15 protein-coding genes are annotated in these 15,941 nt (G+C 68.3%); 11 read left to right on the top strand and 4 right to left on the bottom strand.

The features are described 5' to 3' along the window. Positions 1-237 precede the first annotated feature (237 nt). The 8 genes from JMF86_RS21740 (at position 238) to JMF86_RS21705 (ending at position 9,633) form a co-directional block, all read left to right on the top strand. Entirely contained in the window at positions 238-1,182 is a 945-nt protein-coding gene (locus tag JMF86_RS21740) for a MurR/RpiR family transcriptional regulator (RefSeq protein WP_011547904.1), read from the top strand. Beyond that, positions 1,179-2,216, top strand: coding sequence for an isoaspartyl peptidase/L-asparaginase family protein (locus tag JMF86_RS21735; protein WP_011547903.1), 1,038 nt, complete (start codon positions 1,179-1,181; stop codon positions 2,214-2,216). The genes JMF86_RS21740 and JMF86_RS21735 overlap by 4 nt, the downstream gene beginning before the upstream one ends. A gap of 26 nt (positions 2,217-2,242) precedes the next feature. Then, positions 2,243-4,147: a dipeptide ABC transporter ATP-binding protein gene (locus tag JMF86_RS21730; RefSeq protein WP_011547902.1), complete on the top strand. Its 1,905-nt coding sequence runs from the start codon at positions 2,243-2,245 to the stop codon at positions 4,145-4,147. A gap of 128 nt (positions 4,148-4,275) precedes the next feature. Beyond that, positions 4,276-5,838 (top strand): glutathione ABC transporter substrate-binding protein GsiB, encoded by a 1,563-nt coding sequence (gene gsiB / locus JMF86_RS21725; RefSeq protein WP_011547901.1) that lies wholly within the window; start codon positions 4,276-4,278, stop codon positions 5,836-5,838. Positions 5,839-5,905: 67 nt separating this feature from the next. Next, positions 5,906-6,826, top strand: a complete 921-nt coding sequence (gene gsiC, locus JMF86_RS21720) for a glutathione ABC transporter permease GsiC (RefSeq protein WP_006479236.1) — start codon at positions 5,906-5,908, stop codon at positions 6,824-6,826. 7 nt (positions 6,827-6,833) lie between these two features. Continuing rightward, positions 6,834-7,727, top strand: coding sequence for a glutathione ABC transporter permease GsiD (gsiD, locus tag JMF86_RS21715; protein WP_011547899.1), 894 nt, complete (start codon positions 6,834-6,836; stop codon positions 7,725-7,727). Then, complete coding sequence (locus JMF86_RS21710; RefSeq protein ID WP_011547898.1) at positions 7,727-8,809, top strand: P1 family peptidase; 1,083 nt, start codon at positions 7,727-7,729, stop codon at positions 8,807-8,809. The genes gsiD and JMF86_RS21710 overlap by 1 nt, the downstream gene beginning before the upstream one ends. Then, positions 8,806-9,633: a M55 family metallopeptidase gene (locus JMF86_RS21705; protein ID WP_011547897.1), complete on the top strand. Its 828-nt coding sequence runs from the start codon at positions 8,806-8,808 to the stop codon at positions 9,631-9,633. The genes JMF86_RS21710 and JMF86_RS21705 overlap by 4 nt, the downstream gene beginning before the upstream one ends. A 35-nt stretch (positions 9,634-9,668) precedes the next feature. Here JMF86_RS21705 and JMF86_RS21700 read toward each other — a convergent pair whose 3' ends face one another. After that, positions 9,669-10,448: an alpha/beta fold hydrolase gene (locus JMF86_RS21700; protein ID WP_011547896.1), complete on the bottom strand. Its 780-nt coding sequence runs from the start codon at positions 10,446-10,448 to the stop codon at positions 9,669-9,671. Between the two features lie 142 nt (positions 10,449-10,590). On the opposite strand from JMF86_RS21700, the gene JMF86_RS21695 reads away from it, so the two are divergent. Further along, positions 10,591-11,370: a helix-turn-helix domain-containing protein gene (locus JMF86_RS21695; protein WP_011547895.1), complete on the top strand. Its 780-nt coding sequence runs from the start codon at positions 10,591-10,593 to the stop codon at positions 11,368-11,370. 430 nt (positions 11,371-11,800) lie between these two features. On the opposite strand, the gene pcaG is transcribed toward JMF86_RS21695, so the two are convergent. From pcaG to JMF86_RS21680, 3 genes are all read right to left on the bottom strand, one after another. Continuing rightward, complete coding sequence (pcaG, locus tag JMF86_RS21690) at positions 11,801-12,394, bottom strand: protocatechuate 3,4-dioxygenase subunit alpha (protein ID WP_011547894.1); 594 nt, start codon at positions 12,392-12,394, stop codon at positions 11,801-11,803. Between the two features lie 3 nt (positions 12,395-12,397). Continuing rightward, complete coding sequence (pcaH, locus tag JMF86_RS21685; RefSeq protein WP_011547893.1) at positions 12,398-13,105, bottom strand: protocatechuate 3,4-dioxygenase subunit beta; 708 nt, start codon at positions 13,103-13,105, stop codon at positions 12,398-12,400. Positions 13,106-13,382: 277 nt separating this feature from the next. Then, positions 13,383-13,949, bottom strand: a complete 567-nt coding sequence (locus JMF86_RS21680; RefSeq protein WP_011547892.1) for a YiiX/YebB-like N1pC/P60 family cysteine hydrolase — start codon at positions 13,947-13,949, stop codon at positions 13,383-13,385. A 120-nt stretch (positions 13,950-14,069) separates the two neighbouring features. On the opposite strand from JMF86_RS21680, the gene JMF86_RS21675 reads away from it, so the two are divergent. Next, positions 14,070-14,807 carry a helix-turn-helix domain-containing protein gene (locus JMF86_RS21675; RefSeq protein ID WP_011547891.1) on the top strand — a complete coding sequence of 246 codons (738 nt, stop codon included), beginning with the start codon at positions 14,070-14,072 and terminating at the stop codon, positions 14,805-14,807. A 77-nt stretch (positions 14,808-14,884) separates the two neighbouring features. Beyond that, the gene (gene pcaQ / locus JMF86_RS21670; RefSeq protein WP_011547890.1) at positions 14,885-15,871 is read left to right on the top strand and encodes a pca operon transcription factor PcaQ; all 987 of its coding nucleotides are present in this window, start codon (positions 14,885-14,887) and stop codon (positions 15,869-15,871) included. Positions 15,872-15,941 lie beyond the last annotated feature (70 nt).

Below are 15,941 nucleotides of genomic sequence, written 5' to 3'. Positions count from 1 at the left end.
TCAACGTGAATCTGCATTCGAACGAACGTACTCGGGGTTTTCCCGATGAGCGAGGTAATCGCTCGCGCGGCGGCGCAGGACGGTTGCCCGTCAAAGGCCCGTGCGACGGGGCCGGATGATCGTCAGGAGGGACGACGCACGCCGGATGGGGCGTGACAACCCTGATGAAAATTTATTTCTTTTCGGAAATCGGATTGTGTAAATTCATTTTCATCGAACCTTGCAACAACCCTTCGCATGACGCCTCTCGTTCCGCCCGATGTCAGTCACGACGAACCCGCGATCGCCGAGCGGATCGCGTCGACGATGCCGTTGATGACGCCGATTCACCGGCGCATGGGCGAATTCGTGCTCGCGAACCCGTTTCGCGCGGCGACGATGCGGATCGACGAGCTCGCGCAGGCGGTGAATGCGTCGATCGCGACCGCGAACCGCTTCGCGAAGGCACTCGGTTTCGACGGCTATCCGGCGATGCGCGCGGCGCTCGTGCGCGGCTTCGAGGCCACGCTCGGGCCGGTCGAACGGCTGCGTTCCGCGCAGGAGCAGGAGTCCGGCGTACGCGGCGCCGCATGGATCGACGCGGTGTTCGACCAGGCTGCCGCCAACATCGAGAACACGCGTGCGCAACTGGATGCGGCCGACGTCGAGGCGGCGGTCGAGGCGATCGTTGGCGCACGGCGCGTGCTGATTCTCGGCGCCGGGTCGAGCGCATTTCTCGCCGGGCTGATGGAGCACGGGCTGTCGGTGTGCCACGACAACGTGCAATCGCTCGCGTTGCTCGGCGGCCCGTCGCATGCGGCGCGGCGCCTGTATACGGCCGACTCGCGCGATCTCGTGATAGCGCTCGCGTGTCCGCGCTACGTGAAGGACACGATCGAGCTGGCTCGCCGTGCGGCGGCGCGCGGCGCGCGCGTGCTCGGCATCACCGACGGCCCGCAATCGCCGCTCGCGCCGATCGCGTCGCTGAACCTGTACGTGAAGGCCGAGCGGCGTTTCGCGGCCACGTCGGAAGCCGCCGTGCTGACGATGATCGAGGCGCTGATCGATGCGGTCGCGCTGCGCACCCACCGGTCCGCGAAATCCGCCGCCGAGATGACCGAATTCCTGCTGCCGTGGCTCGTGCAGCCGCAAGCGGCTTTGCCGGCCGCCAACCCTTCTTCCGCTCGTCCGAAAAAATCATGACTTCATCCGCGATCGTCGCGATTCACGGCGGCGCAGGCACGATCCTGCGCGAAGCGATGGATACCGACACCGAACGTCGGTACCGCGCTGAACTCACCGCGATCCTGCAGGCCGCGCAACAGGTGCTGGCCGAGGGCGGTAGCGCGCTCGACGCCGTCACCGTCGCGGTGCGGATGCTCGAGGATTGCCCGCTGTTCAACGCCGGGCGCGGCGCCGTCTATACGGCCGAAGGCAAGCACGAACTCGATGCGGCGGTCATGGACGGCGCGACGCTCGGCGCCGGGGCGATCTGCTGCGCGACGCGCGTGCGCAACCCGGTGCTCGCCGCGCGGCGCGTGATGGAGGCGAGCGAGCACGTGCTGTTCGCCGGCGCGGGCGCCGATGCGTTCGCGGCCGCGCAGGGGCTCGAACTGGCGGAACCCGGCTACTTCGACACCGAATCGCGGCATGCGCAGTGGGTGAAGGCGCGCGCGGCGGCCGGCATGATGCTCGACCACGACGCGGCCAGCTTCGCATTCGGCGGGGCCGCACAACCCGCCGCACAACCCGCCGCACAACCCGCCGCACAACCCGCCGCACAACCCGCCGAGCCGCTCGATCCGGACCGCAAGCACGGCACGGTCGGCGCGGTCGCGTGCGACCTGAACGGCCACATCGCGGCGGCGACGTCGACGGGCGGCATCACGAACAAGCAGCCGGGGCGCGTCGGCGATTCGCCGATCATCGGCGCCGGCTGCTATGCGGACGACGCGACTTGCGCGGTCTCCGCGACAGGCACCGGCGAGATGTTCATCCGGCTCGCGACCGCGCATGACGTGGCCGCGCAGATCGCGTATCGCGGCGCGTCGCTCGCCGACGCCGCGCACGACGTCGTGATGAACAAGCTGCCGCGCCTCGCGGGCCGCGGCGGGATCATCGCGGTCGACGCGCACGGCAACGTCGCGATGCCGTTCAACACCGAAGGGATGTATCGCGGCTACGCACGCGTCGGTGAAGCGCCGGTCGTCGGCATCTACCGCGACGATGCGGCCTGAATCCGGATCGCACGAGGAGATACGCCATGACTTCGAGCCGTAACCCGTCGTCCCTGGCGCTGCCCGAGCAGCGCGTGGTGGCCGTCGACGACCTCTCGGTCACGTTCCGCCGCGAAGGCGCGACGTTCGACGCGGTGCGCAACGTGTCGTTTCACGTCGATCGCGGCGAGACGCTCGCGATCGTCGGCGAATCGGGCTCGGGCAAGTCGGTCACGTCGCTCGCGCTGATGCGGCTGGTCGAGCACGGCGGCGGCGAGATCACGAGCGGCCGGATCGCGTTCCGGCGCCGTGGCGGCGCGCTGGTCGATCTCGCGCGGGCGAGCGCCGCGACGATGCGCGGCATCCGCGGCGCGGACATCGCGATGATCTTCCAGGAGCCGATGACGTCGCTGAACCCGGTGTTCACCGTCGGCGACCAGATCAGCGAGGCGATCGCGCTGCACCAGTCGAAGGGCGCGGCCGAAGCCCGCGCGGAAGCGCTGCGGCTGCTCGATCTCGTGCGCATCCCCGAAGCGCGCCGCGTGTTCGCGCGCTATCCGCACCAGCTGTCGGGCGGGATGCGGCAGCGCGTGATGATCGCGATGGCGCTGTCGTGCCGGCCCGCGCTGCTGATCGCCGACGAGCCGACGACCGCGCTCGACGTGACGATCCAGGCGCAGATCCTGCAACTGGTGCGCGGGCTGCAGGACGAAATGAACATGGGCGTGATCTTCATCACGCACGACATGGGCGTGGTGGCCGAAGTGGCCGACCGCGTGCTCGTGATGTATCGCGGCGAGAAGGTCGAGGAGGGCGAGTCGGACCGCATCTTCGCGACGCCCGCGCATCGCTACACGCGGGCGCTGCTCGCGGCCGTGCCGCGGCTCGGCTCGATGCAGGGCACCGACGCGCCCGAGAAATTCCCGCTGCTGAAGGTGGACGGCACCAGCGCGACGGCCGCGGCGCCGACCACGACGTCCGCCGCGAACGACGCGCAGCCGCCCGTCGATCACGCCGCGCCGCCGATCCTGCGCGTGCGCGATCTCGTCACGCGCTTTCCGGTGAAGAGCGGCGTGTTCGGCCGCGTGTCGCAGTACGTGCATGCGGTCGAACGCGTGAGCTTCGAGCTGCGCGCGGGCGAGACGCTCGCGCTCGTCGGCGAATCGGGCTGCGGCAAGTCGACCACCGGCCGTTCGCTGTTGCGTCTCGTCGAATCGCAAAGCGGCTCGATCGAATTCGACGGCCGCGACATCAGCGCGCTGAAGGGTTCGGACCTGCAGGCGTTGCGCCGCAACATCCAGTTCATCTTCCAGGACCCGTTCGCGTCGCTGAACCCGCGCCTGACCGTCGGCTTCTCGATCATGGAGCCGCTGCTCGTGCACGGCGTCGCGAGCGGCAGCGAGGCGCAGGCGCGCGTCGACTGGCTGCTCGACAAGGTCGGCCTGCCGCCGGAGGCCGCGCGTCGCTATCCGCACGAATTCTCGGGCGGCCAGCGCCAGCGGATCGCGATCGCGCGTGCGCTTGCGCTGAATCCGAAGGTCGTGATCGCCGACGAATCGGTGTCGGCGCTCGACGTGTCGGTGCAGGCGCAGATCGTCAACCTGATGCTCGACCTGCAGCGCGAGCTCGGCGTCGCGTACCTGTTCATCTCGCACGACATGGCCGTCGTCGAGCGCATCAGCCATCGCGTCGCGGTGATGTATCTCGGCCAGATCGTCGAGATCGGCCCGCGCCGCGCGGTGTTCGAGGCGCCGCAGCATCCGTACACGAAGAAGCTGATGAGCGCGGTGCCGGTGGCCGACCCCGCGCGCCGGCATGCGCCGCGCCAGCTTGCCGCGGACGAGATTCCGAGCCCGATCCGCGCGGTCGGCGACGAGCCGGTCGTCGCGCCGCTCGTCGCGGTCGGCCCCGATCATTACGTCGCGACGCATCGCGTCGGCGGCGCGTACTGAACGCGCGGGAGGTCGCCCATGGACCGAAGCTGCGCACGAGCAAGGCAACGGCGTCTTTTCCCGAAAGGGGGCAGTCACGCCGCGATTTCCACCACGCGTTACCGAATCATCCACAGGAGCCCAGCAAGATGAACAAGTCGTATTCGTTCCCGATGTTCCGTCCGCGCGCGCTGTTCGCCGCGGGGGCCGGCGCGCTCGCGCTGTCGGTCGCGGTGCCCGCGTTCGCGCAGCAGAACGTCGTGGTCGCCGTGTACTCGACGTTTACGACGATGGACCCGTACGACGCGAACGATACGGTGTCGCAGGCTGTCGTCAAGTCGTTCTACGAAGGCCTGTTCGGTTTCGACCGGAACATGAAGCTCGTCAACGTGCTGGCGACCAGCTATACGGCGTCGCCGGACGCGAAGGTGTACACGGTCAAACTGCGCCAGGGCGTGAAGTTCCACGACGGCACCGACTTCAATGCCGCCGCGGTGAAGGCGAATTTCGACCGCGTGACCGATCCGGCGAACAAGCTGAAGCGGTACGGCCTGTTCCGGGTGATCGAGAAGACCGAAGTGGTCGATCCGAACACCGTGCGATTCACGTTGCGCGAGCCGTTCTCGGCGTTCATCAACACGCTCGCGCACCCGTCCGCGGTGATGATTTCGCCGGCCGCGCTGAAGAAGTGGGGGCGTGACGTGTCGCTGCATCCGGTCGGCACCGGCCCGTTCGAGTTCGTCGAATGGAAGCAGACCGACGACATGAAGGTGAAGAAATTCGCCGGCTACTGGAAGAAGGGCTATCCGAAGGTCGATGCGATCGACTGGAAACCGGTGGTCGACAACAACACGCGCGCCGCGCTGATCAAGACCGGCGAGGCCGATTTCGCGTTCACGATTCCGTTCGAGCAGGCGACCGATCTGAAGAGCAATCCGAAGGTGGACTTGATCGAGGCGCCGTCGATCATCCAGCGCTACATTTCGCTGAACACGCGGCAAAAGCCGTTCGATAACCCGAAGGTGCGCGAAGCGCTGAACTACGCGGTCAACAAGGAGGCGCTCGCGAAGGTCGTGTTCGCCGGTTACGCGACGCCGCAGACGGGCGTGGCGCCGACGGGCGTCGAATACGCAACGAAACTCGGGCCCTGGCCGTATGACCCGGCGAAGGCGCGCGCGCTGCTGAAGGAGGCCGGCTATCCGAACGGCTTCGAATCGACGCTGTGGTCCGCCTACAATCACACGACGGCGCAGAAGGTGATCCAGTTCGTCCAGCAGCAGCTCGCGCAGGTCGGCGTGAAGGTGCAGGTGCAGGCGCTCGAGGCCGGCGAACGGGTTGCCCGGGTGGAGAGCGCCCAGGATGCGGCGAAGGCGCCGGTGCGGATGTACTACAGCGGCTGGTCGGCGTCGACGGGCGAGGCGAACTGGGCCCTGTCGCCGCTGCTTGCGTCGGAGTCGGCGCCGCCGAAGTTGTACAACACGGCGTACTACAAGAACGGTCTGGTCGACGACGATCTCGCGCAGGCACTCTCCACGACCGATCGCGCGAAGAAGGCCAGCCTCTACGCCGATGCGCAGAAGCAGATCTGGGCCGACGCGCCGTGGATCTTCCTCGTGCAGGAGAAGATCGTCTACGCACGCAGCAAGCGCCTGCAGGGCATGTACGTGATGCCGGACGGCTCGTTCAACTTCGACGAAATCTCGCTGAAATGACGGCGGTTTGCCCGCCACGCAGTGCCGGCGGCGCGAGCCGCCGGTGCGCTGATTCGATCGGTGTCCCATGCTGAATTTCCTCGTCAAACGCCTGTTCGGCCTGCTGCCCACGCTCGCGATCGTCGCGGTGCTGGTGTTCCTGTTCGTGCACCTGCTGCCCGGCGACCCGGCGCGGCTCGCGGCCGGCCCCGAAGCCGACGACGCGACGGTCGCGCTCGTGCGTGCCGATCTTGGGCTCGACAAGCCGATGCCGACCCAGTTCGCGAACTTCTTCGTGAAGATCGCGCACGGCGATTTCGGCATCTCGACGCGCAGCAAGCGGCCGGTGTCGACCGAGATCGGGGAGCGCTTCATGCCGACGCTGCTGCTCACGCTCGTCAGCATGGTGTGGGCGACGGCGATCGGGATGGCGATCGGGATCGCGTCGGCCGTGTGGCGCAATCGCTGGCCCGACCGACTCGGGATGACGATCGCGGTGTCGGGTATTTCGTTTCCCGCGTTCGCGCTCGGCATGCTGCTGATGGAGATCTTCTCGGTGAAGCTCGGCTGGCTGCCGGTCGTGCCGGACGGCACGTGGAAGAGCTACGTGCTGCCGTCGCTGACGCTCGGCGCCGCGGTCGCCGCCGTGATGGCGCGCTTCACGCGCGCGTCGTTCGTCGAGGTGCTGAACGAGGACTTCGTGCGCACCGCGCGCGCGAAGGGCGTGCACGAGCCGATGGTCGTGCTCAAGCATTGCCTGCGCAACGCGATGATTCCGGTCGTCACGATGATGGGGCTGCAGTTCGGCTTCCTGCTCGGCGGCTCGATCGTCGTCGAGGCCGTGTTCAACTGGCCGGGGCTCGGCCGCCTGCTGGTCGATGCGGTGACGATGCGCGACTACCCGGTGATCCAGGCGATCGTGCTGCTGTTCTCGCTGGAATTCATCCTGATCAACCTGACCGTCGACGTGCTGTACGCGGTCATCAACCCGACCATCCGGTTCAAGTGAGGCCAGCATGAACGCGACTGTCCAGCCCGCGGCGCCGGCCGCATCGACCGCGATCCGCACGCCGTGGCGCGAATTCTGGCGCAAGTTCCGCAAGCAGACCGTCGCGCTCGTCGCGGGCGGCTTCGTGCTGGCGCTCGTCGTGCTCGCGTTCGTCGGCCCGCACATCGTGCCGTTCGATCCGGAGAACTATTTCGACTACGACGCGCTGAACGCGGGGCCGTCGGCCGTGCACTGGTTCGGCGTCGATTCGCTCGGGCGCGACATCTTCAGCCGGATCGTCGCGGGCACCCGCATCTCGCTCGCGGCCGGCTTCTTCTCGGTGGCGCTCGGCGCGGTGATCGGCACGTTCTTCGGACTGCTCGCCGGCTATTACGAAGGCTGGTGGGACCGCATCACGATGCGCATCGCCGACGTGCTGTTCGCGTTCCCCGGCATCCTCCTCGCGATCGGCGTGGTCGCGATCCTCGGCAACGGGATGGTCAACGTGATCTGCGCGGTCGCGATCTTCAGCATTCCGGCGTTCGCGCGGCTCGTGCGCGGCAACACGCTGGTGCTCAAGCACATGACCTACGTCGAGGCCGCGCGCAGCATCGGCGCGTCCGACTGGACGATCATCATGCGGCACATCCTGCCGGGTACCGTGTCGTCGGTCGTCGTCTACTTCACGATGCGGATCGGCACGTCGATCATCACCGCCGCGAGCCTGTCGTTCCTCGGGCTCGGCGCGCAGCCGCCGACGCCGGAGTGGGGCGCGATGCTCAACGAGGCGCGCGCGGACATGGTGACGGCGCCGCACATCGCGGTGTTCCCGAGCCTGGCGATCTTCCTGACCGTGCTCGCGTTCAACCTGCTCGGCGACGGGCTGCGCGACGCGCTTGACCCGAAGCTGGAGCGCCGTTGATGCGGCCTGCACCGATGTGGATGGCGACGCTGCCGGCCGGGCCGCGCGGCACGATCGCCGACGTGCCGGGCGTGACGGTCGGCCATTGCACGCTCGATGCCGGCAGCGTGCAGACCGGTGTGACCGTCGTGAAGCCGCATCCGGGCGACGTGTACCGCAGCAAGGTGCCGGCGGGGGCGGCCGTGATCAACGGGTTCGGCAAGAGCGTCGGGCTCGTGCAGGTCGACGAACTCGGCACGCTCGATACGCCGGTCGCGCTGACCAATACGTTCGGCGTCGGCGCGGTCGCACAGGCGCAGATCCGCGCGGCGATCGCGGCGAATCCGCGGGTCGGCCGCGACTGGTCGACCGTCAATCCGCTCGTGTTCGAATGCAACGACGGTTACCTGAACGACATCCAGGCGTTCGCGGTCACCGCCGCGCACTACGACGACGCATGCCGCGCGGCGTCGCGCGATGTCGCACGCGGCGCGGTGGGCGCCGGGCGCGGGATGTCGTGCTTCGACCTGAAGGGCGGGATTGGTTCCGCGTCGCGCGTGGCCGTCGCGGCCGGCCGGCCCTATACGGTCGGTGCGCTCGTGCTCGCGAATTTCGGCCGGCTGCCGATGCTGACGCTCGGCGGCGTGCCGCTCGGGCGCATCGTCGCGCAACGGCGCGCGGCCGAAGCGGCCCGCGCGGCGCCGCCCGAGCAGGGCTCGATCATCCTGTTGCTGGCGACCGATGCGCCGCTCGACGCGCGGCAACTGTCGCGGCTCGCGCGCCGCGCGGGGGCGGGGCTGGCCCGCACGGGTTCCGTTTACGGGCATGGCAGCGGCGACATCGCGCTCGCTTTCTCGACCGCCTACACGATCGCGCACGACGCATCGACGATCGCGCTGCCGGCCCTCGTGGCCGATGCGGCGCTCGATCCGCTGTTCATGGCCGCGGCCGAAAGCGTCGAGCACGCGATCGCCGACGCGTTGCTGCAGGCGGTGACGGTCGCCGGGCGCGACGGCCACGTGCGGCAAGCGCTGCGCGACGCTGTGCCCGACCTCGACCGGCTGTTCAACGAAGACAACGAAGGGCATCCGACCCAGTCATGAAGATTCTGATCTCGACCGACATCGAGGGCGTCGCCGGCGTATTCGCGACCGAGCAGACGCGCGCCGGCAATCCGGAATACGAACGCGCACGCCGCTGGATGACCGCCGAGGCGAACGCGGCGATCGAAGGCGCGTTCGCGGGCGGCGCGCAGGCCGTGTGGGTCAACGATTCGCATGGCGGCTATCGCAACCTGCTGCCCGACGGGCTCGATGCGCGGGCGCGCGTCGTGCTCGGCAAGCCGCGCACGCTCGGAATGATGGCGGGCCTCGAACAGCAGCCCGATCTCGTGTTCATGATCGGCTATCACGCGAAATCGCAGACGCGCGGCGTGCTCGCGCATACGATCAACAGCTTTGCGTTCACGCAGGTGTGGCTGAACGGCGTCGAGCTTGGCGAAGCCGGGCTGTGTGGCGCGCTGGCGCGCGAATACGGCGCACACGTCGCGCTCGCGACCGGCGACGACGTGTTCGCCGAGGAAACGCAGCCGCTGTTTCCGGACGCGCGTTTCGAGACGGTCAAGACGGCCGGCGGCGCATCGAGCGGCGAGACGCTCACGCCGTCCGCGTCGTGCGCCCGGATCGCAACCGCGGCGCGCGAGACGGTCGCGCAGGCGCTGTCGTCCGGCCGGCGCGCGGGCGTCCATCGGCCCGCGCCGGCCGCCTGCACGCTGCGCGTACAGACGGCCGCGCTCGCCGACCTTTTCTGCGTGCTACCGTCGCTCGAGCGCGTCGATGCGGTGACGCTGCGCTTCGACGGGCCGTCGGTCGAGCACGTGGTGCGCACGCTGAACAGCCTGTCCGCGATGTCGTTCATGCTGCGGTGATGCGTGCCGCGACGATGCCGCCGGCGCGCGGCCGGTCAGCCGATCGCCACGGGGCGGGCCGTCGCGGCGAGCAGGAATGCTTCCATCGCCGCGACCAGCGCGAGCGGGGTTTCGTTCATTGGATAATGGCCGGCATTGCGCAGCACGTCGACGCTGGCGAGCGGATAGCGCCGCAGGTAGGTGCGGGCCATCAGCGCCGCGTCGAACGCCGGATCGTGCTCGCCGATCAGTATCTTGACCGGATGGATGCCCGTGATCTCTTCGCTGAAATCCGTATCGGCCCACGCGCGGAAGTATGCGGCGAATGCCCGCGCCGACGAACAGGCTGCCGAATACGCGGCTTTCCACTCGATCCAGGCGGCGGGCAGCCGGTTACCGGTGCTGCGGTCGATGATGGTCCGGCGATCGGCGAGGTGGTCGGCGGCCCGCTCGAATAGCGCGCGTCGCGCGGCGTCGAACGGCAGGCCGCCGCACGGCACGGGCGCGATCGCCACCAGCGCGCGCACGCGGTCGGGCGCGATGGCGGCGATCTTCTCGATCGCCATGCCGCCCATCGAATGGCCGACGAGACTGAAGGTCGGAAAGCCGAGCGCGTCGGCGAGCGCGAGCGTATCGGCGGCGATCTCGTCGATCGTGTAGTTGCCGTGTGCGTCGCGCATACGGCCGTAACCTCGGTAGTCCATGAATACATAGCTGAAGTGCTCGCGCGACAGCCAGGCTTCGAGCGGTTCGAACGCGCGGGCGTCGCCGAACCAGCCGTGCAGCACGAGAACAGGGTGGGGGCCTTTCCCCACGCGATGAAACGTATTGGGCATGTCCGCTCCGATGAGGTTGCCATCCGGCCGACCAGGCCGGCGGGTGTCCCGGCCGCGAGGTCGCGCAACGGTGGAGCGGATCGTAGATCGTTCGAAGGCGACCCGCCTTCGATATCGGGTCATTGATGATGGAATTCGGGCCGTGAGAAATACGCTGCTAGATCCCTACGAACACATTCCCCGGAGCGTGGTCGTGCTCGCCAACGACTTTGCGGCGGGCACGACGTTTCCGGATCACGCGCACGTGCGCGGGCAATTCGCGTTCGCGTCGCGCGGCACGATCAGCGTGTCGACGCCGCACGGGCGCTGGCTGGTGCCGCCGCAGCGCGCGTGCTGGGTGCCGGCCGGCGTGCGGCACGAAATGACCATGACCGGGCCGGTCACGATGCTCAATGCGTTCGTGTCCGTCGACGCCGCGCAGGCGGCCGGGCTGCCGGCCCAGTGCGGCGTGTATGGCGTGTCGCCGCTGCTGCGGCAACTGCTCGACGATGCGATCGACCTGCCGGCCATGTACGACGTCGACGGTCGCGCGGGCAAGCTGATGGATCTACTGGTCGCGGAAATCGCGACGATGCCGCGCCTGTCGCTGCATGCGCCGCTGCCGGCCGATGCGCGGCTGGCGAAGGTGTGCCGGCACCTGTTCGCGGCGCCGTCGATCGACGCCGATCTCGACCGGGTCGCGGCCGACGCAGGCGTGAGCCGCCGCACGTTCACGCGGCAGTTCCGCGCGCAGACGGGCGTGAGTTTTGCCGCCTGGCGCCAGCAGGTCTGCATGCTCGCGGCGATTGCCCGCCTGACCGACGGGCAGCCGGTGACGCGCGTGGCGCTCGATCTCGGCTACGCGAGCGCGAGTGCGTTCACGTCGGCGTTTCGCCGCATTCTCGGCGACACGCCGAGCCGCTATCTCGAGATTCGTCGCTAGCCGGTCGCCACCAAAAAATACGCGTCCGCCAACTTCGGCCAGACGCGTTTAAAGGCACTCTGTCTGAAAAAAATGCGCGGGCCGCCTCAGGGGCAGCGTCGCGCATGATGCATGTCATTGTTGCTTCGTCTGATTTAATCCTGTCAGCTCGTTGCGGATAACGAAGCATACGCCGCATAACGCGCAAACGATATCGTGTCGATCCGCCGATTGATGTGCTGTCGCAGCATGCGTTTCGATGGCGCGTTCGATATCGGGGCGGGAAGCCGATAACGACAGGCATCCGCAGCCCCGTTGGTCACGATGCAGTGCACCATCGAATGATGGCGGCGCCGTGCGCAAAAACGCCGTGTGGCGCGATGCCCGTCGGTATCGCGCCACACGGCGAAGCGGTTGCGCCGAAGCCGTCAAGCGCGGGCGCGTGCGTGCGTCAAACGTCGAAGAACACGGTTTCTTCCGGCCCCTGCATGCGGATGTCGAAGCGGTAGACGACCGGCCGGCCCGGCTGCGCGTCGCGTTTCGCGACGAGCGTCGCGCGGCGCTCGGCCGGCACCGCGTTCAGCACGGGGTCGACCGCGTTCGCGGCGGCTTCGTCGTCGAAGTACACGCGTGTGAACGCATGGGTGAGGATGCCGCGCATCATCACGGTCACGTTGATGTGCGGCGCCTCGTCGGCGGCGACGCGGCCCGGCTTCACCGTCTCGACGACGAAGCGCTGCTGCGGGTCGGTGCCCGTGCCGACTCGCGCGAAGCCCGTGAAGCCGGATTTCGCGATGTCGTCGCGCGACGCGGGGTAGCGGCCCGCGCCATCCACCTGCGTGAATTCGAGCACCGCGTCGCCGACCACGTTGCCGTCGCCGTCGAACACCTGCCCGACCAGCAGCACATGCTCGCCCTCGGCGTGCGGCGCGGCGATCGTCGGCGTGAACAGGCTTTTCAGGTCGTAGTCGTATTGCTGCGGGCACAGGCCGTACGCGAAGTACGGGCCGACCGTCTGCGAAGGGGTTTGCTTTAGCGTCGTCATGGTTCAGCGCTCCATCGGGGTGGCGTCGCGGCCGCGCAGCACGATGTCGAATTCGTAGCCGAGCGCATAGCCTTCTTCGGTGATGTCCATCGAGAAGCGCGAGATCAGGCGCTCGCGCGCGGCTTCCGGCGTGCCCTGGAAGATCGGGTCGTACGCGAGCAGCGGATCGCCGGGGAAGTACATCTGCGTGACGAGACGCGAGCCGAAGTAATCGCCGAACAGCGAGAAGTGGATGTGATTCGGGCGCCACGCGTTCGGATGGTTGCCCCACGGATACGCGCCGGGCTTGATCGTCAGGAAGCGGTAGCGGCCTTCGTCGTCGGTCAGGCAGCGGCCCGCGCCGAGGAAGTTCGGGTCGAGCGGCGCGTCGTGCTGGTCGACCTTGTGCACGTAGCGGCCGGCCGCGTTGGCCTGCCACACTTCGACGAGCGTGTTGCGCACGGGCTTGCCGCCTTCGTCGAGCACGCGGCCGGTGACGACCATCCGCTCGCCGAGCGGCTCGCCGTTCTTCACGGCGTTCTTCGTCAGGTCGTGGTCGAGCGCGCCGAGATCTTCCGCGCCGTAGACGGGCGCGTACTGGTCGCGCAGTTTTTCCTTCAGCGGGATCAGCGGGCGGGTCGGGCCGCGCTTCACGGACGAACGGTACTCGGGGTGGACATAGGCCGGATGCGACGGCCAGTCGCGCGGCGTGAGGATCGTGGGGGAATCCATCGGGCGTCTCCTGGTAAGTATTGGGCGAGGTGGATGGCAAGACTTTAGCCAATCCGGAAAGTTATGAAAAATGACCTTTTCTCGCGAATCGCATAACCATTCGTTATGTTCGCCCGGGCAATGAAAAATCCGCCGGACAGGAAGCCCGTCCGGCGGAAAAAAGCGATCGGGCTTCGCGTCGTCGGTGACGACCCCGTGCACGGCCCTCCAGCCAGCCCGTCGCTGTTTTTTGTCGTTTGTTCTCGTTGTTATCCGGTCTCCCCGAGCGTGCTCGTCGTCATGGATGGCGGGGATCGAACACGATCCCGTCGAATTCGAGCGCCAGTGTGCCGCCGCGCAGCAGGGCCGACGGTGTCGCCGCGTGGCCGGCACCGAGCACGTCGGTCACGTACTGCGCGCAGAAACCGCGCTGCACCTGCGGGTTGAAGCGGCTGCCGAGCAGCGCGTCGATTCGCTGTTCGGCCAGCGCATGGATGCGGCGTTGTGCGTCGGCCGACGCTGCCGCGACGCGGCGCGCCAGCGCGATGCGTCCGCCGTCTGTACGGGCGACGAAGCGCGACAGCGGCGTGAGCTTCGTCCACGCGAACACCGTGGGCTCGGCGATCAGCGGTTCGTCGCCCGACGTATCGACGACGATGCCGAAGCGGTTGGCCCACGTGCCGGCCGAGCCGGCCGTGGCATCCGGTGCGCCGGCCGGCACGCGGATGAACACGAGATCGCCGACGTGCGCGCCGGCGGCCAGCGTGCGCACGGTGGCGAGCGGCATCGTGCGATCGGTGTCGCGTGCATCGCGCGGTGCGGTGGGGTGTGGTTCGCAGGCGGCTGTGTCGATTCGGGTGGTCATTTCGGCTCCGTCGTTGCATGACAGGACGGAGCGGATTATGCAGACAAGTATCCAAAAGTGCTGATGTGGATGCGTGAGTAGCCTAATATCCGACCTCGAGCATCATTTTTTGATACCGACATGACCGAGACCGCCCAACTCATCGAAACGCTGAAGCGCCAGCTCAAGGCGCAGGGAATGACTTACCGGGACGTCGCGCGCGCGCTCGACGTCTCCGAGACGAGCGTGAAGCGGCTGTTCGCGAGCGGCCGCTTCACGCTGGAGCGCGTCGCGGAGATCGCGCAGCTGCTCGGCTATACGCTCGCCGAGCTCGTGCAGGAAGCGTCGGCATCCGCGCCGCGCCTGCGCGTGCTGACCGAGCAGCAGGAGGCGTTGCTCGTGTCGGACGAGAAGCTGCTGCTGGTCGCCGTCTGCGCGATCAACTACTGGACCGTGCAGGACATCGTGGCGGCCTATCGGCTCACGCAGGCCGAATGCGTGAAATACCTGCTGATGCTCGACCGGATGAACGTGATCGCGCTGCTGCCCGGCGACCGGATTCGCGTGCGGGTCGCGCGCGATTTCGACTGGCTGCCGGGCGGGCCGATCCGCCGTTACTTTCACGCGCACGTGCTCGACGACTTTCTCGGCAGCCGCTTCGACGGCCCCGGCGAGACGATGACGTTCCTGCAAGGGATGCTGACGGACGCGGCCGCCGCGGAGCTCGAGCAGGAACTGCGGCGGCTCGCCAGCAAGGCGGCGGCGCTGCATGCGGAGTCGTCGTCCGCGCCGCTCGGGCAGAAGCACGGCACGGCCCTGCTGATTGCGAAACGGATCTGGGAGCCGACGGGATTCCACGCGCTGCGGCGCCACGGATGACGCCACGCCGAACGCTTGGGCCTTTCCGGAAAGTTATGCAAAATGGCGATTCATCGTGATTCGCATAACCACCCGTTATGAATAACCGTATCGCCGACGGCCGCGTCAAATTCCGGCACCTGCAATGCTTTCTCGCGGTCGCGCAGCTGGGCGGCGTGCAGAAGGCGGCCGAAAGCCTGTCGATCACGCAACCGGCCGTGTCGAAGACGATCGCCGAGCTGGAGGCGATCCTCGGCGTGAAGCTGTTCGAGCGCGGCCGGCACGGCGCGCAGCCCACCCGCGAAGCGCAACTGTTCATGCCGCACGCGAATGCGTGCGTGCTGGCGCTGCGGCAGGGCGTCGGGCTGCTGGCGCGCGAGGGCGGGGCGGCGGCCGCGACACTGGAAATCGGCATGCTGCCGACCGTCGCGGCCTCGCTCGCGCCGGCCTTGATGAAGGCGCTGACCGCGCGCTGGCCGCGCATCGTCGTGCGGATCGCGACGGCCGCGAACGCCGAGTTGCTCGAGCGTCTGAAAGCCGGGGCGATCGAATGCGCGATCGGGCGGCTGTCGGAGCCGGAGCGGATGATCGGGCTCGCGTTCGAGCAGTTGTACAACGAGCCGCTCGTCGCGGTCGTGCGCGCCGGGCATCCGCTGCTCGCGAGCGCGGCGCCGGCCGCCGAGCTGGCGCGCTATCCGGTCGTGCTGCCGCCGTTCGGCACGCTGATCCGCCAGTCCGCCGAGCAACTGCTCGGCGCATGCGGCGCGCCGCCGCTGGATTCGTTCATCGAGGTGCTGTCGGTATCGGTCGCGCGCGCGCTGGCGCTCGAGAACGACGCGGTCTGGTTCGTGCCGCTCTATGCAGCCGAATACGACCTGTCGGCCGGTGCGCTGGCGCGCCTGCCGCTGCCGGCGGCGGGCACCGACGAGCCGGTCGGGCTCGTGCTGCGTACCGATGCGCAGCCGTCGCCGGTCGCGCGCACGCTGATCGACGCGGTGCGCGACATCGCGCGGTCGCGGTTCGGCGATGCACGCCCGCACCGGGCGCCACGCGCGGCGCGCAAGCCTGCTCGCGGCAAGCGTTGATCTCATCGGGCCCCGGGGCGATCCACCGGGCCGATTTCTTTTGTTGCCGTAGGATTGGCCATCCGGTCAG

Origin of the sequence: Burkholderia sp. E168m15 (assembly GCF_016586105.1) — a bacterium.
GTDB lineage: Bacteria > Pseudomonadota > Gammaproteobacteria > Burkholderiales > Burkholderiaceae > Burkholderia > Burkholderia orbicola.
Note: the sequence above shows the minus strand (reverse complement) of the source record. Positions and strands in the feature narration are given on the sequence as shown.

Coding starts and splice junctions, on each gene's coding strand:
- JMF86_RS21680 (WP_011547892.1), bottom strand. CDS start 13,949: ATGACCACCCGAATCGACACAGCCGCCTGCGAACCACACCCCACCGCA.
- gsiD (WP_011547899.1), top strand. CDS start 6,834: ATGAACGCGACTGTCCAGCCCGCGGCGCCGGCCGCATCGACCGCGATC.
- pcaH (WP_011547893.1), bottom strand. CDS start 13,105: ATGGATTCCCCCACGATCCTCACGCCGCGCGACTGGCCGTCGCATCCG.
- JMF86_RS21705 (WP_011547897.1), top strand. CDS start 8,806: ATGAAGATTCTGATCTCGACCGACATCGAGGGCGTCGCCGGCGTATTC.
- pcaG (WP_011547894.1), bottom strand. CDS start 12,394: ATGACGACGCTAAAGCAAACCCCTTCGCAGACGGTCGGCCCGTACTTC.
- JMF86_RS21700 (WP_011547896.1), bottom strand. CDS start 10,448: ATGCCCAATACGTTTCATCGCGTGGGGAAAGGCCCCCACCCTGTTCTC.
- JMF86_RS21730 (WP_011547902.1), top strand. CDS start 2,243: ATGACTTCGAGCCGTAACCCGTCGTCCCTGGCGCTGCCCGAGCAGCGC.
- pcaQ (WP_011547890.1), top strand. CDS start 14,885: ATGAATAACCGTATCGCCGACGGCCGCGTCAAATTCCGGCACCTGCAA.
- JMF86_RS21710 (WP_011547898.1), top strand. CDS start 7,727: ATGCGGCCTGCACCGATGTGGATGGCGACGCTGCCGGCCGGGCCGCGC.
- JMF86_RS21735 (WP_011547903.1), top strand. CDS start 1,179: ATGACTTCATCCGCGATCGTCGCGATTCACGGCGGCGCAGGCACGATC.
- JMF86_RS21740 (WP_011547904.1), top strand. CDS start 238: ATGACGCCTCTCGTTCCGCCCGATGTCAGTCACGACGAACCCGCGATC.
- JMF86_RS21675 (WP_011547891.1), top strand. CDS start 14,070: ATGACCGAGACCGCCCAACTCATCGAAACGCTGAAGCGCCAGCTCAAG.
- gsiB (WP_011547901.1), top strand. CDS start 4,276: ATGAACAAGTCGTATTCGTTCCCGATGTTCCGTCCGCGCGCGCTGTTC.
- gsiC (WP_006479236.1), top strand. CDS start 5,906: ATGCTGAATTTCCTCGTCAAACGCCTGTTCGGCCTGCTGCCCACGCTC.